Genomic DNA, 22,832 nt, shown 5'->3' on the forward strand with positions numbered 1-22,832 from the left:
AGGTTGGCAGCGAGGCTGGCCACGGAAAACTCTTGACAATAGCAGCAGCGATGACCGCCACCGGGTAGCGAATGATGAGATTGGAGATGATCGGAGCGTGCGTCCGGCCGGCCTACTCTTGGGTTCGCTACCACTTAATGCCGAGGCTCCAGCACGTTTCTAGCGGACCGTTGTACGCGCCCAAGCTGTCGTCCCAAATATTTTGGTCATAGGGTTGCCAGGGTCCGGCTTCTAGGTCTGCCACTAAGTTCTTCCGGTCGTCGACATATCTCTGCAGTGTCCGTTGAAAGTAAGAGGAGACGTCCGGGTGACTATCAATGATTGGTTGAAGGCGGCCCAGTAGATTCTTCTCATCGCTGACGAATCTTGGCGTACCTGCATTCCAGGCTGGGGAGCTTGATGGAGCCAGGCTAGAGAGCGCTTTCGAAATGCGGTCACTCTCCGCCATAAGCGGCGCGATCGCCACGCACAATGACTGGTTTGCGGCGGTGCTGTCGATGGGCTTCGGCAGCGGTGGGGATGGTGCTGCCACGGGGATAGAGGAAGTTGCCGGCCGCCGTAGGTTGCTGATGCCGACGATGAGGGCGGCAACGGCGATGGCGAGTGCCGCTATCGCTGTCCCTATCGCGATGACGACTGCTTTGTTTTGCCGCGCAGGCGCAGGCGCGGGTGGCGAATTCACTGCTTCAGCTTAAGTGCTCAAGGCGGCCCGACGAGCGTTAAATTTGGCGTTGTCGTCGACTCGTCTCGCCGATCCGAGCCAGTTTGATAGCGACTGAGGGTGATTCGTGCGCATCCCTCGAAAGATTGTGCACGGTAGGTGGTTTGAGGGACGGTAGGGTTAGAGATGCCCCACCACGGTGTGGCTGAAAGGGCTCGGCGACCTCCCACCCAAGGCCGGGCCCTTTCACCTTTTCTTGCACAGCAACGCATCTCGTGACGATCGGCACGCTGCTCGCGAGGCGATGATCGCGCCGGCCTTGGCGGCCGAGTAAGTGCGGAGTGTGATCAGAGGATTTCGCCGCGCATCTCGTCGACACCTAGGTTTCCTGCGGAGAAAAGGTTGTTGAGTTTCTTCTCCAGCTGCAGATTCGTCATGACGTTGCCGATCGCGTCGGCGATCCGGACCTCGAGCAGGCGCCCATCGAATCCCAATGTCAGGGACACGAGTCCTTCGGGGTCGTCGACGCCGGCGCGTAAGTTGTCGAGCTCGTTGAGGAGATTATCGAGTCGCGACAGCGTGGCCGCGGTCTCCGTCTGGCTAAATTTCACTTTCTCGGCGTCACCGAGATTCTTGAATTCGTCGTCGGCGCTGATCGTCACGACGGCTCCTTGGGCGGGCGGGTCACCAAGCGGCGCACGACGGGAGTGCCCGCATCGGGCGAATCGTCGTTGTCGGGCGGTTCAGGATTGCGCTCGCGCTGCGTTGCGGCCGAGGCCGCCGACAACCGGTTCGTATCGACGCGCCCAGTGACGTCCTCGGTATGAGGAATATCGCGCACGATGACTTTGCGTTCGCGATCGCGATCGCCCTTGCCTCCACCAGCGCCCGACCCGCCCGGTGCCCCGCCGAGCCCGCCCATGCCCCCCATCGGCATGCCCATCGGACCACCGCCCCCAGCCGCGGGACCGCCGGCGGCGGGACCGTCGGCTGCTCCGACCGGCGTGACCGCCGGGGTCGGTGGGGCGCCGGTCGACGGCGCTACGCTAAGCTCCCCCGCACCGCTGGCCGGAGTGGTCGGAGCGGGATCGCCGCCCCCACCGCCGGCCGGGTCCCCACCACCAGCGGGGGACGACTCGTTGCCCATTTCCGGCGAGTCCATTTTCGGTTGACCCAGGCCTGACAAGCCCTGAGTGGCTGCCTGGATGGCCTGCTCGCCTGCCTGAAGCACGGCCTGGGGGCCCTTGGTGACCGCGCCCAGCGCGCCGCCGATCAGCCCGCCCGCGCACCGCCGAGCAACGCGGGCAACAGCTGCGGTATCAACCCTGCCGCGCCCCCGCTTTCCTCCGGCAGTGGATCCGCCGACGGATCTGCAGGGCCAAGGCCTTCTCCGTCCCCGGGACCACTGGTCGTCGGATCGCCCGGGGTTTTCGGGGTCGTCGGCTCCTGGTCTGCGGGGTCGGCCGTGGGCTGGTCAGTCGGCGGGGTGCCAGGATCCTCACCGCTGGTATTGGCGACCGTGCGCACGTGATAGGGCGGGTAATTGTTCACAGCCTGCCCGTCAAGCTTGTTCTTGTCGGCGACCGCTTGGGCCAGCTGCGCGGCGTGTTTACCACCTGAGGCCGCGTTGGCCACCGCGATCGTGTGCACCCGCTGCTGGGCGCTGACGAATTGCTGCGGCGTCGGCACCGCTTGACGGACTTGAAATTGATTGTCCGCGTGATCATTTGCTTGCTTGACCAGAGTTTGTGCGCGCTTGCCGTAGGTCTCAAGACCCTGAGCGAACTTCAGCAGATGTCGACTTACCGCCGGCGTGGACACCGGCCCGTCCAAAACGTCCGGAAGCTGCTGCACAGAATCCCGGATCATCTGTGACGCGTCGTGTGTGGCGGCCGCGACCCTCGACCACGCGTTGATAAACGGTTCCCCTCCGCTGGAGCTGCCCGAGTGCACAGCCGCGGAAATGGCCTCCGGCGGCATCGGGGCCGGGGGGCCGATCGGTACGCGCACATCGGGAGGCACCGGCGGGGCCGGAGGGGCCGAACCGGCAACACCCGCCGCGCCGGCGCCACCCGGGTTCAGGCTCGCGATAGCCCCAGCATTGCTGGCGTCGGTCTCGACGAACGTGATGGCTGTGCCCGTCAGATGCTCAACGGTGCCGATCAACGCCGTGATATGGGCGATAAGAGCCGTCGTGAGTTCGGAGCCAGCGGTCGTCAGCCTGGTTGCGGCCCCGAGCGAGGCTGGGTCAGCGGCCAGCGGCGCGTGCGGCACCCCACTTCCGCCCAGTGCTTCGAGCGCGCCGAGCAGCCGCTGCGCGGCCGCGACGAGCCCGGGTGCGTCGACCTTCATGCCATATCCCTACAGATTCCTGAGCCGGGCACGGGCCTGCTCGAGGTCCTGGTGAGTGGCCATCCAGGCGATTGCGTCGGCGGGAGTGCCGCGCTGTTCAAAGTCAGCGCGCAGCGCGACTTGCCCCTCCAGGTAGGCGACATCGGCGCAGGCCTGAATCCGCTCGGCGATCTCGTGGCCGCGCAAATCCATCACGGGCGGCTCTAGCTGGACGCCTAACACCTGACCTGACCCGCCCACCCGCACCCACACGGTTTCATCGGGGGTGCTGGCGGTGTATTCGCGGTCGGCGGCGTCGGTTGTCATAGGTCGTTAGAGCTGTCGGATCTGCTGGGAGTTCTGCTCGTCGACGTCAGTGTAAATGTGGGCCGCACGCTGGAGCTCATCGCTGGCGTGACGGTGCCGGCTCGCATGCTCGGCTAGCGCGTTGTCGCGGTCGATCAACACGTCACTGACCGCTGCTTTGACCTCGTGCATGATCGGCCCGAAGGTTTCTACGGCAGCTTGGATATCCCCGCCCCGCTCGCGGGCGGCCTCGACGACGCGAACGACGTCCTGGTGGTTGCCGGCAACCACCTGTAGCACATCGGGATCGATGTGGATGGGCTCGGTCATGGCTGGTGTTCCTTTCCCAATTTCATTTCAGTGTCCATGGTGGTGGCACAGTGTGGATGAACTTTGCTGCTATCCGCCCGCGGGAGCCGCGGCTGCCAGCGCGGGTGCAGAGCTCGCCGGTGGCGCCGACGCGACGGGGGGGATCGCAGGCTGCGGCTGGGGTGCTGCCGGGGGCCCGCTATGGGGCCCTGTACTGGTGGCCGCGGCGGTGGGATCGATCCAGCCCAAAAAGTCGGGGCTCGAGGACACCGATTCCAGGGGAACGACCTGACCGTTGACATAGGCCTTGACTGAGCTCAAGACGGGCACGTAGTGGTCCTTGAACATAGCCAAGTCGCCGCAGGTCAATCGGCTTGGATCCATTGGGTTGGTCACCGGTGTGCCAGGCGGTGGCAGTTGGATGTTGTTTTGGCGGTAGGCCGCATCGACGGTTTTGCCCGCCAGATAGTCGCGGATGGCCTGCGCGGCCTGCGGGCTGCGCGCCGTCGCCGTCGATCCGTCGGGCAGTTTGACCGTCGGCGAGGGCGGCGCCGGCGGGGTGGCGGGGTTCGGGGGGTCCCCCGGTGTGGAGTTACCCGCGTTTTGGGCTTGTGGCCCCTGCTGCCCAGGTGCGCCCTGCGCACCATCTGGCGGTGTCGTGGAGTCCGCCTTGGCGTCCTTGCTGTCCTTGGGATGGTCGGGACTGTCTTCAGGCTTGTCCGCAGTGTCTGAGGGGCGCTCATGATTACCCTGATCACCCAGACCTGATGCCAAGCCCGCCAACGGGCTTGCCGCGCCGGCCAATCCACCCAATGAATCCAGCGGGCTGCCGCCAGCTCCGCCGAGGCTGCCCAGAGCGGGCAACATCGACGCCAGCGACGATAACGGGTCGCTGCCTAATGGGCCGCCGCCGAGCATGTCTGACAACCCGGGATCGGACATATCCGGTGCGCCCGCTGACCCTGGATCGCCGGCGGCAGGGGCCGGGTCGGGCTCGGCAGGCGCGGGTGGCGACGCGGGCGGTGCAGACTGGCCCCCTGGATCGGCGGCCTTCGGTGAATCATCGGTGTTGCCGGCGCCGTTGTCGGCCGCATACAACGCGGCCAGTGCCTGGGCGGCTTTGCTTTGATCTTCAGCGCTAAGGCTCCCGTCGGCAAGCAAATCATTGGTCGCGCCGACCTGGTTGCGCAGAAACGTCAGAAATGCCCGCTCGCCGGCGGGGGTATCCATGGCCATTGTCGGATTGTTGACGGCGTCGACGATCTTCTTCTGAATGTCGTTGAGCTTCTGCTGACCAGCGCTGGTCGTGGCGTGCGCGTTGAGCAGTACCTCCGAGAGCTTCTCCTCGGCGTCGCTGATCTTGGTGTAATGATTCTTGAGCTCTTGCTGCAGCTTCTTGACTGCGTCGGCGGCCTTGCCCGATTGCTGCTCATCGGTAGCCAGCCCGTTGTCACCGGGATGCGGGGTTGGGTCACGCGGCTTGCTGGCGTTGTTAAATTGCTCCTCACTGATGGGGGCACCGTTCTTGTCGAAGAACGTTTTGGTGCCGTCTGGTCCCAGCGTGTAGTAATCGCCGTTGGAGTTCTTCGGTGTCAGTAATCCGCTCTTTGGGTCATTGTAAAAACCGTTGTCGCTGTTGGGAACACCGCCCAGCTGAGGTCCGATCTGCTGGCCATTGGCGTTGACCGGAGCATACTGATCACCAAGCTTGCGATAGGCCGCTGGCGGAATCGGCGGCCCCTGCTTGCCGTCAGGGCCGACCAAAGACACTGTACCGTCGTCATTTTGGGCCCAGTTCTGTTTGCTTCCCGAATCGTGATAGACGATAGTGCCGTTGTCGGGCAACCTCGTGCCGTCGCCAAACACCAGATGGCGTTCATCGCCGACGTTGTCAGTGCTGTAGTGAATGCTGGGGTCGCCGTATGCTTGTCGCGCGTGATCTAGCACCCGGCCCCAATACGGGTCATGCTTGCTGATGTAACGGCCGTGGTCCGACGGCATCACCCAACCCGGCTCCGACCATCCCTCACTACCGGCCTTGTGATCCCATACACCCCAGGAAGTGTTGTCGCCGAACTGTTTTGCTCCGCTCATCGCGACGTACCAGATCCGCTGCCTGCCCGGGTCCAGGCACCGCCGAGAACACGGCGGTCGGCGAGCGCGTCGGCGAAGTGGCCGCCGGCGTCGTGGTCGTCGTCGCCGCCGACGGACTGACTGTGCCGCTGAGTGGGTGCTGTCGCCCCAGCGGTGCCTGGCGCGCTGAAGTAGCCTCCACCAAGGTCATCTTCGAGATCGCGGCGCGGCGCGAACGCCGGCGGCTCCGTTGGGGGTACGCCGCCACCAAAAACGTGCTGCGCGTGAGAGACAACGCCCAACACCTGTTGGGCCTCTTGCTCTAGACGTGGGTTCACCGCCGGTCCTTTCGTGAAGGTGATTCGAGCCTAACGCCGCCCGGTGACCCTCTCCTGCACAATTTCGGGCTCTCAGGCCGCCAGCGCGCGTACTGGTCGACGAGCGATATAGCGGCCAGGCATCGGGGCGATTCGGACCACGTCACCACTGGTGGGCGCATGCACGACCTGATGATCTGAAATCGCCAGCTGCACATGCCCGGGGCCGCCTCGACCGCCCTCTCCGAAGGCGTCGAGCGGGAAAATCAGGTCCCCGGCGCGCACCTGTCCCGGTGGCACCGCCACACCCTGTGTGATTTGCGTATAGGTGTCGTTGCCGAGCTGCACCCCGGATTGACGCCAGGCCCACTGCGTCAGCCCTGAGCAGTCAAATGAGTTGGGGCCCTTCGCCCCCCAGACATATGGTCGGCCCAATTTGCTTAACGCGGCCTGTGCAGCGCCGGAACCGGGCTCGCCGGGAACAGCATTGGCCCTGCTCCACGAATCAACGAGTCGGGTATGCGGGTTGTGCGATCCACCCCCGCCGAAGCCGCTAAGTCCTGAGAGGCCAGACAGCATCCCGCCTTCCCCGCCACCGAAACCACTGCTTCCAAACGGGATTCCGCCGAAAGGCATTCCGCCCCCAGCGCCACGACGCCGCGAGTACAGCATCGACCGGATCGTCGCCGCCAGTTGCGCGTCCTGCGCCTTGTGGGCGTTAACGATCTGCTGTTGTTGGGCGAGGCGGGCGCGTAGGGTGGCGATCAGGGCGCGTTGGCCGGCCGGGGTGCCTGACACCGGGGCCAAGGTAGACGTGTCGGCCGCGGCGCCGTTGACGACCGATCCGGAGTTGGCCCGGCCCGTCCAATCCACTTGCACCGCATCGTGAATCTGCGTGCCCAGCCGGTTATCGGCGGTAGAAGCCTTCACCAAGCCCGGGGCGGCGTCGGTGGCGAAGGTGCTGTAGGTCGCCGGCAGCACACCAGACAGCCCGGACATGCGGTGATGGCTGTGGCGAACCAGCTCGGCGGCCCCACCCAAGGCCGCGCCGCTGTGCCCGGCCGCCACGCCCCCACCGGTGCCCGGCTGGCCGAACAACGCATGCGCACGGTTGAGCACCTGGCCCACGTGCGCCACCAGCGCATCTATCGACACCCATCCAGTATCAACGCACCCACACCCCACCCCAGACACATTTTTCGGGCACCCAGTCAGACCACGACGCGGCAGCCGACGGTTGGAGGCGCGCAATTGCTTGGCGCGAAGCGTGACCGCGTTATCCACGCGGCGGGAGACGGTCCATGCTGGGCTGGTCACGAGTCACGCTGCGTTGCATCGCCGGCAGCCAGCCCCACTACGACAAACGCGTGCCACGTGCTCACGGCGCATTCGCCTCGTTGGACGCGTACGTCAGATCGTTTAGGAGTTTGGTAACTCGACGTCAAGTAATTCCCGTAGGAATTGCTCAGGTGCGTCGAGGAAGTCCCGCGTGATCCGATAGTGTTCGGTGTCTTGATACGCCACTCGGCTAATGCCGGCGTCTGTGCAGGAGTAGATGGTCGCGCCAGGGTAGGCCATCAGGATCGGTGAATGCGTCGCTATCAGAAACTGTGAATCGTGGCGAACGAGGTCATGGATCCGCGCTAGGGCGGCCAGCTGGCTTGTCGGTGATAATGCCGCCTCGGGTTCATCCAGCAGGTAAAGACCGTTGCTGGTAAACCTTTCGACCATCAGTGTCAAAAAGGATTCGCCGTGGGATTGTTCGTGCAACGAACGGCCACCGTAGGCGCCGGCGATGATGTCGGAGCCGAGATGATCGATTTCCGTCGCGACATTGAAAAAGCTTTCCGCGCGCAGAAAGTATCCCGTGCGGGGTTTGCGCGTGCCGCGTGCAATGTCGAGATAAGCGTGCAGGTTCGAGTGGGAGGCACGTGTGGTGAAGTTGAAGTGACGGCTTCCGCCCTCAGCGTTGAAGCCCAGCGCCACGGCGATCCCTTCGAGCAGCGTGGACTTGCCGGCGCCGTTGGCGCCGACGAAAAATGTCACTGGGGAATCAAACTCCACCGTGCTCAGCGATCTGACCAGCGGCAAGTAGAATGGATACACCTCGAAATCTTCGACTGCGCTGCGCGCTAATCGAATGCGTTTCAAATAGGTCGACACCGCGCTCCCCTCAAACCTCGCGTCACCTTGTCTCGCTTTTTACTCGCGCGCCCCAGGTGTGCGAGGTATGTTCGCGGGCCGCTTGATTCGATGTATGTAACGGTCCGGGTCTTCCACTTCGCGCATGGTCTGTGTGTTCGCGTCCCATTCATAAGCGCCTGCGTCGTGGAAGGCCTGGAAAAGGTCGATGACGTGCTCGGGATTGTAGAGCTCAAGTTGGTCGGCTGCCCGGTAGACGGAGCTGGTCACCGTTCCGCCGTTGTAGGACCGAATGCGGAAAGGTGCCCGAAAGAGCTGGTCGCGGAGGTCGGCCTGCGCGGCGCGGTCCGCTGCGTCAATGATTGCTCGGTAATTCCAGACCGGTTGGTCGAACATTCCTATCCTTTCTTCGCCTGCGACATCAGGTCGCTTTTACGCTTGGTCAACGATGAATGAGCCGGCCACTCCCCCGGGCCCGGCGAGATGGCACTCCCATCGCTGCCAGGGATACAGAACCCTGCGGAACGTAATCCAGGCCTCACATTCGTTCATGGAATTGAATAATTTGTACGCCGTGGACGGGTCCCAGATGTCGCCAGGGCTGTCGCTGGGCAACGGGCCGTCCCGCCCGCCAACAGCCCGAGGCGCATCCTTGGGATATCTGAGCGCACGGATCTGCGTGGCCGCAGCGCTACCGTGTTGCTGGGTAGTTTGGACAACCTGGGAAGCCTGCTCGAGCTGGCCGCGTAGTGCGCTCACGATCACGCGCTGTTCGGCGGGGGTCCGCGCGCCCGCCGCGGCCTGGGTGATCGCGCGGGTCTGGTCGGCAATCACGTCGAGACGCTCGGCGCCGGCTTTGGTGACCGCGGCGGCGCTCACCAGTTGAGTGCTCAGGTCCGCGTCGCTCGTCGACGCGGTGGCCAGGGGCGGAATTGAGCGATCCACCAGCTCGCGGTAGGACGGCATTCCGGAGCCGCCAGCCATCTCGACGGTGCGGTCACGCCCGGCCCTCGCGAGCTGCGCCGCTTCGGCGAGGAGGGTGGAGTTGTCCGAACCCTCCATCCTGCTCGCCGAACCGAACAACGAGCGGGTCCGCGCAATCGCGGCCTGCACAGCAACGCAGGTCTGCACAAGCGACATCCCGCAATTATCCCGCCGATCGCGGCCCGCGGCAGCAAAACCCAGCTCGACGACTCTGCGGTATGCAGTTGCTAGCCGCGCGCCAGAAGCGGCGGCTACCCGTGCGTGATCCCGTTGTGCATCGGCGCTGGGCGTAATGACATACCCACAGCTGGTCAGGCTTGTGCAACTGGTTGCCAACCGCGCCACGCGCATCCGAGTCTGGGCGCGATCGTATGGTGTTGATTTTTCGGGTGAATGCGACCAGAATTGGTATCGCGTCAACAACTGGGAAATTTACACCGCCCCCGTGCTCAGACCATCACGCCGCCGCCGCCGACGATGTCGCGGTACAGCGCCATTGCTTTTTGGTGCTTTCCCATAATTTCCGTTAAATACCCTTGTCGCCCATGGGAATACGCTTGGGCCGCGGAAGGCTCCCCTGGGCGTTGTTGGAGCCAGAAGATCGATTTCCAGATGTCGGGCGACCCCGGTCCGCCGTGATGGTCGAGTCGATTGAAAAACTCCGAGATCGCCAAGTTCGGATTACGTCGGCCTGGGTACGATGCGTCTTGCTGAAAAACATCTTCCCACAGCCCATTCGGGCTCTTAGCCCGCGGATTCAAATTACTTTCCTGCATCGCGTCAGCCAAAATCGCCGTCGTCTGATACGGCGAATACCCGCGACGCTGCGCCTCATGGACGATGGCCGACGCCACCTCGCGTGGACTCGAATCAAGTGTCAGCGCACCAAGTGGGATCCCGACCGCCCCTTGCGGCGCCCGCAACCCCGAGGGCGTCCCAGACCGTGACCCCGCTCCGCGGCCAAGTGCGGCGACCGGGCTAATCAGTCCACCCAGACCACTCGACCCACCCCCGCCGCCACCACCAAACCCACCTCCCCCACTGCCGAACGGCATTGCACCGCTCGGCATTCCGCCCCCGCCGCGGCGACCCCGCCCATACGAAAGAGAACGCATCATCGCCGCTAACCGTGCATCACGCACCGTGTATTCGTTGACAAGGTGCTGTTGTTGGGCGAGGCGGGCGCGTAGGGTGGCGATCAGGGCGCGTTGGCCGGCCGGGGTGCCTGACACCGGGGCCAAGGTAGACGTGTCGGCCGCGGCGCCGTTGACGACCGATCCGGAGTTGGCCCGGCCCGTCCAATCCACTTGCACCGCATCGTGAATCTGCGTGCCCAGCCGGTTATCGGCGGTAGAAGCCTTCACCAAGCCCGGGGCGGCGTCGGTGGCGAAGGTGCTGTAGGTCGCCGGCAGCACACCAGACAGCCCGGACATGCGGTGATGGCTGTGGCGAACCAGCTCGGCGGCCCCACCCAAGGCCGCGCCGCTGTGCCCGGCCGCCACGCCCCCACCGGTGCCCGGCTGGCCGAACAACGCATGCGCACGGTTGAGCACCTGGCCCACGTGCGCCACCAGCGCATCTATCGACACCCATCCAGTATCAACGCACCCACACCCCACCCCAGACACATTTTCGGTCGTCTCACCAGTGAGCCCGGGACCGGGCCGGAGAATTGTACGCGCCCCCGGCACCCCGGACTGCACAATTTAGCGCACGGCAGTACCGTTGCGCCCCAATACCATCCAACTATGCCAGTGCACCGATCACACGCGGCCGCTGCGGTGGCCGCCGCCGCGGCCGTGATATCGGCCTGTGCGGGCTGCGGTATCAACTCCGCCGCCGGCAGCACACACTTGAGTGCCACGGCTGCCAGCGCCACCGGGACCTACCGACTGATCCAAGAACCCGACGCCGGCTACCAGCCGATCACCGACATGATCGGCGCGGCAACACAATCCGTGCGTTTGGCGATGTACGAACTCAGCGACGACGCCGTGGTGCACGCCCTTGTCGACGCAAAGCGCCAGCGTCACGTCGAAGTGCACGTGCTGCTCGACGCAGCCTTCCACGGCCGCCAGACCAACCAGGCCGCCTTCACCGAATTGCAGCAATCTGCAATCGACGTGACCTGGGCTCCAGCGGACGTCATCTATCACGAGAAACTCCTCGTGATCGACGACACCTCAGCGGTGATCGGCACCGCCAACCTCGTCCACAAATATTACCGATCCAGCCGGGATGCCTTTGTCGTCACCACGGCCCCCGCCGACGTGGCCGCAACCACGGCAACCTTCGACGCCGACTACGCTGCCGCGCACAACGCCGCTCGCTCGACGCCGACCGCCACAGCAGGTGAGCACCTCGTCTGGTCCCCCGCCGCCGAAAGGCAGTTCGTCGACCAGATTGCTACGGCCACAACGAGTCTGAACATCACCAGTGAAGAATTCATTGACGCCCCGGTGCTGAGCGCGATCGCGCACACAGCCCGCCGAGGCGTTGCGTGCCGCGTCGTTCTCACGGAGGACCCCGCGTGGAACCCGGCCATCAACGAAGTCTCGGCCGCCGGGTGCTCGGTACATCTACTGCCCCGATCGGCCTCGGCACTGTACATGCACGAAAAGCTGCTCCTTATCGATGCCGCTGCGCTGATCATCGGCAGCCACAACCTGTCCCCTGCCAGTCTGCGTGACAACCGGGAACTGTCCCTCCGCCTGGACCAGAGCACCGCCCCAAGCGTGCTGGCGGCCGCCGCCAGCACCTTCGAGCACGACTACCAGCAGGCCGTGCCGGCCACCAGCTCAGAGCGTTAGACCCCAATCGAAAGGAAGCCACCATGACATCGCTCACACAGCTCACCGTCGAGCACGCCGACGACCTCAAACGAGGCCGTACCACCGCCGTCTCGTCGGGTGGGTGGTGCGTCAAAATCTCTGGGCCCAACGTCATCGTGCCCGTACAAGACAGCGCCGGTAAATCCATGGATGACTTGGCGACACTGCTTCAGGCGGCCTACCAGATGGCGGGTACTCGAATTAACAGCGGAATCGGATCGTGGGCCCGCGTGCGTGACGCGCTGCCTGAACGGCTGGTCGACGACCTCGTTGCGGTCCTACGCGCCGCCCAGCGCACCGCCGACGCCCATTGGAATCGGGCGTCGTGCGACGTCTATCGCTGCCTGGGGCTGGCGTGGCGCGACGCTGACATGCGCGTGCCACACACACTTCTGGTCGCAGCCATGCGCGCGGGCCTGCCGCCCGAAACCACCGTGTGCGATTTCAACAGCACCGCGAACCTGCACACCGTTCACGCCCTCTTTGATGCAGCGATCGCCACTGTGCAACAGGGCGCGGCAACAACACACGTCGCCTGATCTGCGTGTTCTAGGCGTGGCGGGGATGCCTTCTCCTCGACGTCGACCACGCCCGGCGCCGGTGACGCGCTGACCTGACATCTGGTCGTCCTTCAAGACAATGTGGGCATGCAGGATTGGGCGGAGGCCGCTCTGGCTTGGGATCTCGCCGATGCCCTGGGTCCCGGCTTGTCGGGGAGAGCCGGACAGAAATGTATGCCGCGATCGGCGCCGGGAACGCCTACGCCGCGATCGCGGCCTTGCTACAGGCGAACACCGGCGACACCCTCGGTTGCCTCGCCCGCTCGTGGACAGGCTCGATGATTGGCTCGACGGCTACCGCCACGGCAGCGACGCCCCGCGGTTGCGTCATCTCCTTGACCGGTCAACCGCCGGCAGATCGACTGCGTCCGAACACGACTCGCAGCGCTAGACCTCACAGTTCGAGCGCCGGGCCCTCCTCGCGGCCGCTGTGACGTTGATGCCTTGACAACATATCGGCACTGTTGCGGGCTTCCTCGTACACGCGTTGGGCCCACCGTCGCCACGCGTTCGAAGGTTTCCGGCGACGGCAGGTTGTCTAGGTTTCATCGGTGAGCTCGGCGATCAACGCCTCGATCCGACGCTGATCGTCCTCGCTGAGGGGCTGCTCGGATTCGGCGGCCACCACCACCTCAGTTGCGACATCCATCGCGCCGGCGGCGTCGGCAACGGTCAGGGCGGCCATCGTCCGGGCCGTGTACAGGCGTTGACCCAACGTGGCGCCGGCGGCGGCTGCGGCACGCATCATCAGTTCGTCGTATCTCTGCCGGATCACCCGCAACGACTTAATCACCTCCGGGGCGCGCCGGCTGGTGCGCACCGCCCGCGCCGTGATCGTCTCTACTGCCCGTAAATCGGCGAGCACCCGGACCGTACGTTCTGCAAAGCTGGGGTCGCTCTCGGCGGGCAGCGCATCGGCGGCGGCCAGCACTTGGTCGACCGCGAGTCTTACCGCATCCGTAATCACCGCGCTGGCATCTGACTCGCTGCGCACTGTTTCGATAGCACCGCTTACGCGGGTTGTTCTACCGTCGCACAACTTTGCCAGGGTGCCGGGGGGCCACTGAACAACTTGCTCGAGCTTGGCCCTCGTGCGCTCACGGGGCCACGACCGCCCCTTTTCGAACGCAATCAGGTTGGGCGCGGCGATCACGCCTTGCTTGTGTAATTCCCGCTGTGAAATGCGCAATTCCTTGCGGCGGGCAGCGAACGCCGCACCGGCGCGGGCCACGCCGACGGGGTCCGCGTCGTCGTGCATCGGGCCAGTGTATCGGTTGGCCCGGGCCGGCCCATAGAGCTGGTCAACGACGTGTCTGAATGGGCAACCAAGTTTGCTGCTTACGCATAGTGCTAACGATTAACGAGAGCTGCTTACGTTTGTGCTTGCGATGCTAACGTTAGCGCGCTAACGTTAGCGCCCATCAAGTGCTAACGCTCAGTGGGAGGAGCGATCGTGACCGCAATTTTGGAACCACCGCCAGTACTGACCGCTACGCCATGCGTGGCCGACCCGGACCGCTGGGCCGACGGCGGCAATGACCCCACTCTCAAAGCCCTCTGCCGCGGATGCCCACGGCGCTGGCTGTGCGCGAGTGAGGCCCTAGACACACCGGGCATCGAAGGCCTGGTGGCCGGGGTACACGTCCCCAAAGAGGGGCGAGCGCGGACCTTCGCGTTGCGCCAACTGCAATCGCTGGCCGCCTATGCCGGCTATGCCGATCAGCCTGCCATCCCTTAACGGCCGCTCTAGGCGACCGTTGTCGCTGCACGCGGTTCTGCGTGGTTGTGACGGCCACGCCTCAGCCACCCGCAATCGGCCTTTGTCCCCCGACACCATCCGCCGGGGCCTTCCTTCCTAGGAGGTCCACCATGACCACCATCCTCAAGCCTGTGCCTGTCGCCCTCGAATCGGCGCTGCGCGCCGGACTGCGCTGGCTTTATGCCACAGAACAACCCGCGGGCGCCCTGGTGGAACGCCGCGGCGCCAAGATCACCACCGCCGACCGGGCCTTACGCTTCCTTCCGCTGGGCCTCGATGGCAACCCGCTGATCGTCGTCGACCTCCTCAGCGTGCGCTGGGGCGTCGGTGAACTCAGCCCACCCCTGAACGCCCTACCGGCTGATGAACTGCCCACTCTGGCAACGGAGTTAGCGGAATTAGCCATCCCCACCAGTGCCCTTCATTACCACGGCATTACCGGCACGATCGCCCTCGACGCCCCAGCGCACCCTAGCCTGCAGGAGGCGGTGCACCGTTACGACCGCGGCTGCCCTTGGCATCACACCCAGGTCTGCGAAGCCCCTCTGCGCCATGGCGGCAAAGCGTGTTCTTGGCACTCCGATGGGCATCGGCGAGCCGTTTGGCCCATCATCACCACCCCCAATACCGGTACCGACACCGCGGAATCGTGCCGTGCCGGCGACATTCACCCAACGTCGCCTCGAGGTACCCACGTGGGCGGGTGCACATCGTGACCGCGATCGCCTGCCCGGCCCCGCCGGCCACACCGGTGCCCGCTGACTACCCCACCGCCACGCGACACCCACGCGATCTAGAAGTGGTAACCCGCGATGGGACAACGCTTTCCGTGCACGACAGCAGTCCCGCTGCCCCTATTCATACTGTGCTCTTTCTGCACGGCTTGTGCCTCAGCCGGGCCACTTGGACGTCGCAGTTAGTCCGGATCCGCGACGACTACGGGCCTTCGGTACGGGTCATCGCCTACGACCACCGCGGCCACGGTCAGTCAGGGTCTGCGCCGATCAGCACCTACACGATCGACCAACTCGCCGACGACCTCGCCGACGTCTTGGTTGCCCTCGACGTGCGGGCCCCGCTCACCCTGGTCACACACTCTATGGGTGCGATGACCGCACTCGCCTACCTCAGCAGGCCGGCACCGTGCCGCCCCGTGGACCCCAGCGGGCTGGTGCTCGTCGCCGCCGCCGCAGGCAAGCTCAGCCAACGCGGGTTCGGCCGGTTGCTGGCCACGCCGGCGACCACGGTCTTGACTCGCGCCGCAGCGCACGCTCCCGAAGCTCTCCTACGCGCCCTCGTGGCACCGTTGTGCGCGACATTGTCGCCCGTCCGTGGACGTCTCACCGCCGGCACCATCGCCTCAATCACACTTACCGCGCTCAGCACCACGGCCGCCTCGACCGCCGTCGGCTACCTACCCAGCCTGCGCACCTTCGACCTGTCCCAAACGCTCGCCGCGGTGCGGGCACGCACCGTCGTCGTCAGCGGCGGCGCTGACACCTTGACACCGGCCGCCCATGCGCGCGAGCTGGTCGCCGCGATCCCCGACGCCATCCATCTCCACGTACCCCAGGCCGGCCACATGCTGCCCCAACAGGCTCCTGAGCTCATCCGCCGCGCCATCCAGACGGTAAGCGGACTCGCACCGGCCGAGCCGATGCCGGCCCAGCATTGCCCGTCGGCACCTCAGATATGCCCACTGCCCTCAGCTGCTACCAGGCCCCAGCACCGCGACCACTTGACCACTGTTGGCTGACCACACCCCCGGCTTGCAAGGAGACGTCCATGCCATCGGCAGCGCCCACACCTCAGCGCCCATTGCCACTCCCGCCGCACGCCAACGCTTTTGATACGACATCAGGTGTATCAGGACATGGGCAACGAAAAGACCACGGGGACTGGCTATCTCACTACATCGACTCCGAGCCGGTGCGCAACCACATCACCCGGCTGCGCGTTGCGGGCATGGAAATCAAGCACATTGCGCGGTCGTGTGGCATCTCGCCCGGCGCGATCGAGCTCATCGTGGATCGGCGCACCGGCGCAGCAGTGAAAGTGCTGCGCAGCACGGCGGCGAAGATCCTCGCGGTCACCGCGCCCTCGGCGACGGACGACGTACCGGTGGCCACGCGACCGGCGTCAGCTCTTGGAACACGACGACGCGTGCGCGCGCTGGTCGCCGCGGGCTACACCCCCAGCATGTTGAGCCACGAGCTCGGCATCACCCCGAAGAATACCTACACGCTATTCAGTCACTGTGACGAAGTGCCGGCCGCGATCGCCCACGCGGTCGCTGACCTGTTCGACCGATTAGAAATGACTCCGGGACCCTCGGATCGCGCCCGCATCCTCGCCCACAAATTGCGGTGGGCGCCGCCCTTGGCCTGGGACGAGGACAGCATCGACGATCCCAACAGCGATCCCGCTCCGGCGGCCACCAAACCGCCCACCTTTGCTGAGCGCTACCGAGAACTTCGTGAGCTCGGAGTGCACGACGAACTTGCGATCGCCCGGCGTCTCGGCATGAAAGTGGACTCCCTGCAGCGGCAACTGGCGCGCTACCGCCAGCAGGTCGCCCTATGAGCGGTCACGCCGTCGACGGTCCGATGACGATTGACCTGTGCGCCACGGCGCCAACCGCGGGCCTCGCCCGGGACGTGCGTCAGGCCTGACGATCGCGTGACCCCAACGCCGTCACCTGCCGGTCGGCGCTGTCACCAGCGTGTCTGCCCGGATAATCCGCCACTGCATGCCAGACTCGTCATCACCACGAGTGCCAGGAGGCCCATCAACCACTTCAAGAGCTGCGATCTGCACCGACAGGGCCGGACGCGGCAAGGGCCCGATAACAGAAATCCCCGCCGAAGCGGGGAAATCCGAAATCTGAACTGAAGCGCCAACTTCCGTTCAACGCCCACTACAACCGAACACTCTCCACGCGCCGCCGAGGGGCAACCACAGTGCTCACCGAGCAACCAGGGTTGGCTCCAGGATAAAGGACACCCTTGTGAGCCGCAACGACATCGTGCTTATCCCGTCACCGACAATCTCGCTGTTCGCCACTCCGCCAAGCCTGCAACCCTTTTCAGCGGTATCGCTGTGACAGCGGCGCTGGCGGCGGCCGCCGACACACCGCTCACCTACAGCTGCACGCCCGATCTCGTGTGGAGGCGCCTGGCGCGCCTGGTGGCTGCGCCCGGGCGCAGCCGGATGCGTGTGTGGAACCCGATCACCGAGAAGTTCAGCGACACCGCTAAGCGCACCGACCGCCTCCCGGCCCGCCCGGCCGCGGTGTACCTCTACACGCGACGGCGTACGGAACTGGTGTGGCTGGACTTCGATGCCAAGCGGCACGGCCGGGCTGCCGTCGACGCTGACCTAGCCACCGCGGCGTCATGGATGACCGATTGCGGTGGAGTTGTCGTGATAGATCGCTCCACGAGTGGCGGCGGACACCTGATCTGCCCGCTGGCCATCGGGACCTCCGCGTCACTTGACGAAATGGTCCAGCTGGTGCGGTTGTTAGCCGCCCGGCTGCCTACGTTGGACATCACCCCGAACACGAACGCTGAGACAGGGTGCATGACCCCGCCCGGCTCGCCATGCCGCGAAGGCGGCTTCCGCCAGCTCGACTGCAGCCTCGACGAGGCCGTGGAAGCCTTCACCACCCGATCGGCACCCGATCTGTTGCCGCGGCTCTATATGCTCCTCGGCGCGCTCAAACCGAACCCGCGGCACGTGGCTGCCAACGCTCCTGCGGCCGTCGACATTGCGTCCTACACAGCCGGCCTCGGCGACGACCAACGGCTCGACACACCCTATATCCGCGCCGATCCCTTGCCCGGCGACGTCGACACCTACGCACGCCACGGCACCCTGAGCACGTCACGCCCCACCTGGGAGTCCAACCACGAAGCCCGCATGTGCGTGATCACCCACGCCATTCTCCGCGGCCACAGCCTGGCAAGCCTGCGCAGCATGATCGCCGGCGGCGGCCCCTGGCAGCACGGCCTCGGCAAGGCCTACGACCGCTACGAGCACCGCGCCGACCAAGCCCTCAGCCGCGACTTCGCCAAGGCCCTGGACTGGCTGGTCACCAACCTCTTAAAGTCCTCTCCCCCGCGGCACAAGAGTAAGTACTCACCGGGGGGGCAGAGGGGGCCACGGGGCCCGCTTGAGCTTCGCGTGTGGCTGGCGAATGCACTGGCGTGGGCGGATCACGAGTTCGGAGGCAAGCGCTATCGGTGGACCGTGCACGCTGTGCTGCAGACCCTCGCCTTCTGCGCCCTGATGGCCGGAGAGCAACGATCCGGTACCTGGCTAGTGGGCGTGGGCGGGCGGGCGTTGTCGCTTGGCTGCGGCCTGCTGAGCGAAGACACCATCTGGCGCGTACTAGCGGATCTGCGTGACCGTCCGGGCGCCCCCCTGGTGCTCACCCGTCAACACATCGGCACCGAACCTGATGTATACGCCCTAACCATGCAAAACAGGGTGACGAGAGACCCCGCTCGCGCCGAACGGATTCGGATTGAGCCCGTCCACGATGCATGGCTGGTGCTCGGCCATCACCTGCGCCGGATCTACGAACTCGTCGCTCACCACAGCCTGACCACTAAAGCCGATATCTATGCTGCGGCCGCCGTTCCCCGCGCCACCGGCGATGCGATGGTCACCGCCCTGGAGGTCGCCGGCCTGCTCACGCGATCCGGAAGAGGCAGCGTCGGCCTAGGCGCGGAATCACTGGACAACATCGCTGACCGGCACAAGCTCGACGTGAGTCGAGCCAACCGCTTGAGCAGGCATCGCGCTGAGCGCGAGGCGTGGCGCAGCTGGCTGGCCGAGCGCAAACGGATACGGGGCACTGACCCCTACAACGACCTGTCCCCTACGCGGCCGGCGGCAAGCGTCATGGCCGGCGGCCAAGACCAGGACGACGCTGAGCACGCCGCTTGGCTGCAATCGGTGATGGCCACCGGCCCCCCCGACGACCAGCCCTACGATGACGTCGAACGCGAGGCTATCGAGATGATCGGCGACCTTCTGGGTGGCCGGATCGTCGCGGCCTGACCGGCACGCGTTAAGACGCGCGAGCCGCCTCTGACACGTCGTCGATGTCGCCGAGCTCGCCACAATATGCGCGGGCCTGCTGAATGAGGTCGTCAAGGAAGGGAGTCAGGAGCTTGGCGACGTCAGTGCCGTGATCTTTGGCGAAACGAGTCAGCACGTCGTGGTCCTCGGCGCTTACCCTCTTGGCCACATACTTGGACGAGGGACGGTTTCCCTCGTACTCGCGCCAATTCCGACGCCGCCTCGTTGACTTCGCCACCGCGGCCGTGTCCGCCATGTCTGCTCCGTTCACCTCGCCGGGTCCTGCCGGCCCGGGGTCAGCTGACCAGGTATTACACGATTCTTGTAACAGGATATCAGTAACGAGAATCCTGTAACAGGAATCGTGTAATAGCATGTCAAACGTGTCGTACGCACAGTCGGGGCGAGTCCAAGAACTCTCCGCGATCGTGTTCGGGCAAAAACATCGTCTGGCCGTCATGGCAGCAATCGCCCAAAGCGACGGCCTGGTCAACCCGAGTGATCTCGCCGCCGCCCTCGACTTTCGCGCCCAGAGCACACTCCAGCAGCCGCTCAAAGACCTCACCGCTGCGGGTTTGATTACCCGGGAAGACGGCATGGGGCGCGTCTACTATCGTCGAAATCCGCACAGCCTATGGGGCGCGGCATTGGACTTACTGGCGCAGGCCCTCAGCGAGGAAATCACGGCGGACACCTAAGCGCCGGCGATCAACACCCCGATCGTGCCCGGGCGAAATGCTGTTGGGCACCCCGAGACGCAGGGTGGGCCACGACGCTCGTTGGGCGTTGGCGTGCAGCCTTCAAAGTGCCTGCCGACCAGGCCGCACGAATGCGTATATATCGCTGCGCTTCCTGTATATACTGGGTGGGTGGGAAAGCATCTAATTGACATCGATGAGCAGGCCTTGGAGAAGGCCCGCGCAGAACTGGGCACTTCCACGATCAAAGAGACGGTGAACGCGGCGTTGCACCGCGCGACGTTGCACCGACAAGAGCATGTGAGCGCGGCGCTAGACGTGCTCGCCGCCGTGCCGTCCGAAGATCGCGCCGAGGCATGGCGCTGACGTTTCTCCTCGACACCAGCGTGATCAAAAGACTCGGCCAGCCCAACGTGCGGCAAGCGGTCGAGCCGCTCGCGGCCGCGGGCCAACTCGCGCGGGCCCGTATCACCGATCTCGAGGTCGGCTATTCGGCGAGGAATGAGGCCGAATGGGACCGCTTAATCGGGGCGTTAGACGCATTCAAGCCGGTCGAATCGACCGAATCGCATCATCGTCGCGCGCTTCAGGTGCAACGGCTCCTGGCTCAGCGAAGCCAGCGCGGCCGCAAGATCCCCGACCTCCTCATCGCCGCCGCCGGCGAAGAACACGGACTGACCGTCCTGCATTACGACGCGGACTTTGACCTGATTTCCGCAGTGACCGGCCAACCTTGCCAGTGGGTGGTGCCTTCTGGGACGGCCGATGAGGGCGTCTCGGTTGAGCGGTCCTGACAACGGGCACCAGCATTCAACATTGGGCCCGGCGTGTATCCCACGGGGGCACTGACTGCGGTCAGCGCACAGTCGTGGAGGGCCGGTGCCTCTTCTCCCCCGGCCCGCATCCTCTCGCAGATTCATGGCGCGAGGTTGCCGACCACCAGCGCCCATCCGACACGTTCGGTGTTCGGTGGTCGTCGCCACGGTTGAGGCCGAACGATGGGAGCCGGGCCGGTGAGCTGACAGCGTCGGAAATGCCTGGCGCAGCGGGCATTTCACGGCGCCGGTGGCTGTCGCGATGTCGTCCGGGGCGCACGGTCGGCCACGACCACTAGGTGAACAAGGGCCCCGGACCTTCGCATTTCGTCACGGTGATGAAACGCTGGGGCTTGGTTTGCTGTGCAGGCGATCATGATGACATCAGCAAACAAGCTCGGGCATATTTTCAACGGTGGGCCGCGGATGGCCTTTTATCCGTTGTGGGTCGACGGTATTCCTAAGAGTCGATGGTTCGCTGCCGGCAGCGGCGCGGCTGATCGAGTGGGTGTTGAGCGCGCCGATGCGGCACTGAATCCGAACTGACTGTGCGACGTGGATCGGAGGGGTGTCCGCTGGTAGCGCTTCACGAGGTGATGCACCGTGCATCACCTGCTGGATGCTCCCCTTTCGAGGGGTGTGTTGTCAGGCGGGATCGCGCGCCCCTCGTTGTAGGTATCGGCGATGACTTGGATCTGAGTGGCGAACGCTTCATCGGTGAACTGGCGAAGCGAATAGTGTCGGCCGGTCTTGGTGCGAACGAGCCGGACCGCAGCCCGGGAGACGGCCAGAAGGTCGGTCGCGATATTGACAGTGCTACGAGAGGAAGCCTGAGGCGTTGGGGCACTGTGGCTTGAGGGATCAAGCGGTGGATGCTGTGTCATGCTGCGACAGTCCCGCGACTAAACAGCCCGAGTGACCCCTCCAGGTAGTCCAGAGCGGTCTTGTAGTCGTCACTGACCGGCTTCGCCCGGTAGCCATACAGGGGCAGGGGAGTGGTGTTGACGAATGCTTCGTCGACGATGCCGGCCCGCCGTATGCCGGGGGTGACCAGCTCCCCGTAGATCTCGCGAAGGTCGTTCATTTGGTCGATATAGACGCGGCCCGCATTCTCCGGGGGGACTACGCACGGGATGATTGCGAGCAGGGGCAGCTCCATTCGATACGTCTCGCGCAGGATTCGCAGCTGGCTTTCCAAGTCGGGAATGCCGCGGCTCTCTTTGTAGGCCGGCTTGGTGCACGCGATGACGCCCCAGGCACCTGGAGTCGTGTCATTCTCGCTGATGCTTGTGGCCAGGATGCCGGCGACGACGAGTGTGGACATTGTTCCCGGGCAGTCAATCAGGGTGACGTCGACGGGCTCGGCATCTGCGAGTGCCTTTCGTAGCCGTAGGACACCACCCTGTTCGGCAGACAACTCAATCATGATCTTGTCCAGGGTCGCCCGGCGTGCCGGGACGAGGGTGAGGTTGGGGATCTCGCCGAAAATCGGCTCGTCCTGGTCGTCGACGCCATTGACCACGCGGCCGGGAAGTTCTACATCGCCGATGGCGGCCTCGTTACGCAGAATCTCGGCGATCGTCTTGCCATGGGTGTCCTCGTAGCCGAGCCAGGTGCTGGCGTTGGCCTGGCTATCGAGGTCGACGATTCGAACCTTGAGGCCGGCGAGTGCCAGCTGTGTTCCGAAGGTGACGACGGTCGTGGTTTTTCCGGTGCTGCCCGCCAAGCTGGCGAAGGCATAGGTGGTGCCCATGGGGCCTCCTTAACGGTCGTAGGGGAGAGGGTGTGACAGGGACATGGATAGCGGGGTGTTGCGGCCATCTCGGGCAACGAGGGGGGTGGTGATGCACGGTGCATCAGTGTCGGGGAGGGTGCCTGATCGGACGGGTGATGCACCGTGCATCACCGGAAGGGTGGTGGGTGGTTCAGCGGGTGATGCACCGTGCATCACCCGTCCA

The 22,832-nt window shown here is 64.9% G+C and carries 27 protein-coding genes; 11 read left to right on the forward strand and 16 right to left on the reverse strand.

The window, feature by feature from the left end; genetic code table 11:
* Window positions 1–127 precede the first annotated feature (127 nt).
* The 13 genes from OK015_RS28625 to OK015_RS28685 all read right to left on the reverse strand — a co-directional run bounded on the left by OK015_RS28625 (window position 128) and on the right by OK015_RS28685 (window position 10,712).
* Window positions 128–682, reverse strand: a complete 555-nt coding sequence (locus OK015_RS28625; RefSeq protein ID WP_268133349.1) for a hypothetical protein — start codon at window positions 680–682, stop codon at window positions 128–130.
* A 326-nt stretch (window positions 683–1,008) separates the two neighbouring features.
* The gene (locus OK015_RS28630; RefSeq protein ID WP_268133351.1) at window positions 1,009–1,323 is read right to left on the reverse strand and encodes a hypothetical protein; all 315 of its coding nucleotides are present in this window, start codon (window positions 1,321–1,323) and stop codon (window positions 1,009–1,011) included.
* Window positions 1,320–1,823 (reverse strand): hypothetical protein, encoded by a 504-nt coding sequence (locus tag OK015_RS28635; protein ID WP_268133352.1) that lies wholly within the window; start codon window positions 1,821–1,823, stop codon window positions 1,320–1,322. The genes OK015_RS28630 and OK015_RS28635 overlap by 4 nt, the downstream gene beginning before the upstream one ends.
* A gap of 110 nt (window positions 1,824–1,933) precedes the next feature.
* Entirely contained in the window at window positions 1,934–3,013 is a 1,080-nt protein-coding gene (locus tag OK015_RS28640; protein ID WP_268133353.1) for a PPE domain-containing protein, read from the reverse strand.
* 9 nt (window positions 3,014–3,022) lie between these two features.
* The gene (locus OK015_RS28645) at window positions 3,023–3,319 is read right to left on the reverse strand and encodes a hypothetical protein (protein WP_268133354.1); all 297 of its coding nucleotides are present in this window, start codon (window positions 3,317–3,319) and stop codon (window positions 3,023–3,025) included.
* A gap of 6 nt (window positions 3,320–3,325) precedes the next feature.
* Window positions 3,326–3,628, reverse strand: coding sequence for a type VII secretion target (locus tag OK015_RS28650; protein WP_268133355.1), 303 nt, complete (start codon window positions 3,626–3,628; stop codon window positions 3,326–3,328).
* A 69-nt stretch (window positions 3,629–3,697) separates the two neighbouring features.
* Window positions 3,698–5,701, reverse strand: coding sequence for a DUF4226 domain-containing protein (locus tag OK015_RS28655; protein WP_268133356.1), 2,004 nt, complete (start codon window positions 5,699–5,701; stop codon window positions 3,698–3,700).
* Window positions 5,698–6,018: a hypothetical protein gene (locus tag OK015_RS28660; protein WP_268133357.1), complete on the reverse strand. Its 321-nt coding sequence runs from the start codon at window positions 6,016–6,018 to the stop codon at window positions 5,698–5,700. The genes OK015_RS28655 and OK015_RS28660 overlap by 4 nt, the downstream gene beginning before the upstream one ends.
* Window positions 6,019–6,090: 72 nt before the next feature.
* The gene (locus tag OK015_RS28665) at window positions 6,091–7,152 is read right to left on the reverse strand and encodes a C40 family peptidase (RefSeq protein WP_268133358.1); all 1,062 of its coding nucleotides are present in this window, start codon (window positions 7,150–7,152) and stop codon (window positions 6,091–6,093) included.
* 264 nt (window positions 7,153–7,416) lie between these two features.
* Window positions 7,417–8,160, reverse strand: coding sequence for an AAA family ATPase (locus OK015_RS28670; RefSeq protein WP_268133360.1), 744 nt, complete (start codon window positions 8,158–8,160; stop codon window positions 7,417–7,419).
* Between the two features lie 39 nt (window positions 8,161–8,199).
* Window positions 8,200–8,535, reverse strand: coding sequence for a hypothetical protein (locus OK015_RS28675; protein ID WP_268133362.1), 336 nt, complete (start codon window positions 8,533–8,535; stop codon window positions 8,200–8,202).
* A gap of 36 nt (window positions 8,536–8,571) precedes the next feature.
* On the reverse strand, window positions 8,572–9,279 hold the full coding sequence (locus tag OK015_RS28680) for a DUF4226 domain-containing protein (RefSeq protein WP_268133364.1): 708 nt from the start codon (window positions 9,277–9,279) through the stop codon (window positions 8,572–8,574).
* Between the two features lie 293 nt (window positions 9,280–9,572).
* Window positions 9,573–10,712: a hypothetical protein gene (locus OK015_RS28685; protein ID WP_268133365.1), complete on the reverse strand. Its 1,140-nt coding sequence runs from the start codon at window positions 10,710–10,712 to the stop codon at window positions 9,573–9,575.
* A gap of 159 nt (window positions 10,713–10,871) precedes the next feature.
* Between OK015_RS28685 and OK015_RS28690 the strand changes: the two genes are divergently transcribed.
* A complete protein-coding gene (locus tag OK015_RS28690) occupies window positions 10,872–11,933 on the forward strand; it encodes a phospholipase D-like domain-containing protein (protein WP_268133367.1) in 1,062 nt (353 codons plus the stop codon).
* 23 nt (window positions 11,934–11,956) lie between these two features.
* The gene (locus OK015_RS28695) at window positions 11,957–12,493 is read left to right on the forward strand and encodes a hypothetical protein (RefSeq protein WP_268133369.1); all 537 of its coding nucleotides are present in this window, start codon (window positions 11,957–11,959) and stop codon (window positions 12,491–12,493) included.
* A gap of 559 nt (window positions 12,494–13,052) precedes the next feature.
* On the opposite strand, the gene OK015_RS28700 is transcribed toward OK015_RS28695, so the two are convergent.
* Entirely contained in the window at window positions 13,053–13,772 is a 720-nt protein-coding gene (locus OK015_RS28700) for an XRE family transcriptional regulator (protein WP_268133370.1), read from the reverse strand.
* Between the two features lie 195 nt (window positions 13,773–13,967).
* On the opposite strand from OK015_RS28700, the gene OK015_RS28705 reads away from it, so the two are divergent.
* The 5 genes from OK015_RS28705 (at window position 13,968) to OK015_RS28725 (ending at window position 19,340) form a co-directional block, all read left to right on the forward strand.
* Complete coding sequence (locus OK015_RS28705) at window positions 13,968–14,252, forward strand: transcription factor WhiB (RefSeq protein ID WP_268133372.1); 285 nt, start codon at window positions 13,968–13,970, stop codon at window positions 14,250–14,252.
* Window positions 14,253–14,383: 131 nt separating this feature from the next.
* Window positions 14,384–14,989 (forward strand): hypothetical protein, encoded by a 606-nt coding sequence (locus tag OK015_RS28710; protein ID WP_268133373.1) that lies wholly within the window; start codon window positions 14,384–14,386, stop codon window positions 14,987–14,989.
* Complete coding sequence (locus OK015_RS28715; RefSeq protein ID WP_268133374.1) at window positions 14,986–16,029, forward strand: alpha/beta fold hydrolase; 1,044 nt, start codon at window positions 14,986–14,988, stop codon at window positions 16,027–16,029. Before OK015_RS28710 ends, OK015_RS28715 begins: the two co-directional genes overlap by 4 nt.
* Window positions 16,030–16,058: 29 nt before the next feature.
* The gene (locus OK015_RS28720; protein ID WP_268133376.1) at window positions 16,059–16,856 is read left to right on the forward strand and encodes a hypothetical protein; all 798 of its coding nucleotides are present in this window, start codon (window positions 16,059–16,061) and stop codon (window positions 16,854–16,856) included.
* 516 nt (window positions 16,857–17,372) lie between these two features.
* Window positions 17,373–19,340 (forward strand): hypothetical protein, encoded by a 1,968-nt coding sequence (locus OK015_RS28725; RefSeq protein WP_326498565.1) that lies wholly within the window; start codon window positions 17,373–17,375, stop codon window positions 19,338–19,340.
* A gap of 10 nt (window positions 19,341–19,350) precedes the next feature.
* Here OK015_RS28725 and OK015_RS28730 read toward each other — a convergent pair whose 3' ends face one another.
* Window positions 19,351–19,617, reverse strand: coding sequence for a hypothetical protein (locus OK015_RS28730; protein ID WP_268133377.1), 267 nt, complete (start codon window positions 19,615–19,617; stop codon window positions 19,351–19,353).
* Window positions 19,618–19,735: 118 nt separating this feature from the next.
* On the opposite strand from OK015_RS28730, the gene OK015_RS28735 reads away from it, so the two are divergent.
* From OK015_RS28735 to OK015_RS28750, 4 genes are all read left to right on the forward strand, one after another.
* Complete coding sequence (locus OK015_RS28735; RefSeq protein ID WP_268133379.1) at window positions 19,736–20,059, forward strand: ArsR/SmtB family transcription factor; 324 nt, start codon at window positions 19,736–19,738, stop codon at window positions 20,057–20,059.
* Between the two features lie 171 nt (window positions 20,060–20,230).
* Entirely contained in the window at window positions 20,231–20,425 is a 195-nt protein-coding gene (locus tag OK015_RS28740; protein WP_268133381.1) for a hypothetical protein, read from the forward strand.
* Entirely contained in the window at window positions 20,416–20,853 is a 438-nt protein-coding gene (locus tag OK015_RS28745) for a PIN domain nuclease (RefSeq protein ID WP_268133383.1), read from the forward strand. The genes OK015_RS28740 and OK015_RS28745 overlap by 10 nt, the downstream gene beginning before the upstream one ends.
* A gap of 384 nt (window positions 20,854–21,237) precedes the next feature.
* Window positions 21,238–21,420: a hypothetical protein gene (locus tag OK015_RS28750; RefSeq protein ID WP_268133225.1), complete on the forward strand. Its 183-nt coding sequence runs from the start codon at window positions 21,238–21,240 to the stop codon at window positions 21,418–21,420.
* 334 nt (window positions 21,421–21,754) lie between these two features.
* Here the strand turns inward: OK015_RS28750 and OK015_RS28755 are convergent, their stop codons facing one another.
* Window positions 21,755–22,627 (reverse strand): ParA family protein, encoded by an 873-nt coding sequence (locus OK015_RS28755; RefSeq protein WP_268133227.1) that lies wholly within the window; start codon window positions 22,625–22,627, stop codon window positions 21,755–21,757.
* Between the last annotated feature and the right edge of the window lie 205 nt (window positions 22,628–22,832).

Origin of the sequence: Mycobacterium sp. Aquia_216 (assembly GCF_026723865.1) — a bacterium.
Classification (GTDB): Bacteria; Actinomycetota; Actinomycetes; order Mycobacteriales; family Mycobacteriaceae; genus Mycobacterium.